This is a genomic window from Aliikangiella sp. G2MR2-5 (assembly GCF_015687155.1).
GTDB lineage: Bacteria > Pseudomonadota > Gammaproteobacteria > Enterobacterales > Kangiellaceae > Aliikangiella.
This window is the reverse complement of sequence record NZ_JADPQF010000022.1, coordinates 1-941: the sequence shown is the minus strand read 5'-3', so window position 1 is coordinate 941 and position 941 is coordinate 1. Positions and strand designations below refer to the sequence as shown.

At 43.0% G+C, this 941-nt stretch carries 1 protein-coding gene; it reads right to left on the bottom strand.

The genetic code is table 11. From position 1 onward, the window contains the following. Window positions 1-941 (bottom strand): condensation domain-containing protein (locus IYN84_RS20840; RefSeq protein ID WP_246723076.1); only part of this gene is annotated, 941 nt, incomplete at both ends.

Genomic DNA, 941 nt, shown 5'->3' with positions numbered 1-941 from the left:
GTATCATTCCACCTATACAATAAGGTTTCACGCTCCTGCTGCGACAACACCTCAATTTCATGCAATGCCTGCGAACTATCCGCAACAAATGCTTTTAACACCCGACAGTAGATCGCTTTTAATCGAGTAATAGTTACCTTTTCAAACAAGCTCACTGCATAAGTAAAACTTCCGGTTAAGGAGCTATCCCCGTCAGATATAAACAAACTCAAGTCGGTTTTGGCTGAGCGGTACAGTCGTTGTTCATCGGTCAGGTTCAATGGCTCAAATGGTAATCCTTCGTATTCTGTAAACGACTCACCAAAATTCTGCACACCAAACATCACCTGAAACAGCGGATGGCGCGAAGAATCTCGCTCAACGCCTAACAACTCAACCAGTTGTTCAAACGGTAAGTCCTGATGACTCTTTGCTGACAATACAGTTTCATGTACCTGACTGATTAAAGATGATACGGATAAACTCGGCTCTGTCTCTGCCCTCAGTACTAATGAGTTAATGAAAAAACCGATTAAAGACTGCACCTGACTTAAATGTCGACCATCGGAAGGTGTTCCAACCACCACATCCTGTTGACCGGTCCACGCAGTAAGAGTGACGTAAAAAGCACTAAGCAGTACGCTGTATAAAGTTGTCTCCTGTTGCTGAGCGAGTTTTCTTAATTGTTCACTAAGCTGTTCATCCAGAATAAAGTCAACATCATTTCCTCGATAATCTATCGTTGAGGGTCGCGCTTTATCCAATGGTAGTTGTAACGTTTCATAACCAGACAGAGCTTGTTGCCAATACTCCTGCAATTGCTTAAGCGTTTCGCCTTGTAAATATTCCCGTTGCCACTTTGCGTAGTCTCCGTAAGTTAACTCTAACTCGGCCAGTTCTACGTCGTCACCACTTAATTGTGCTTGATAAAATGCCGCAAGTTCTTTCAGAAAAATATCCGT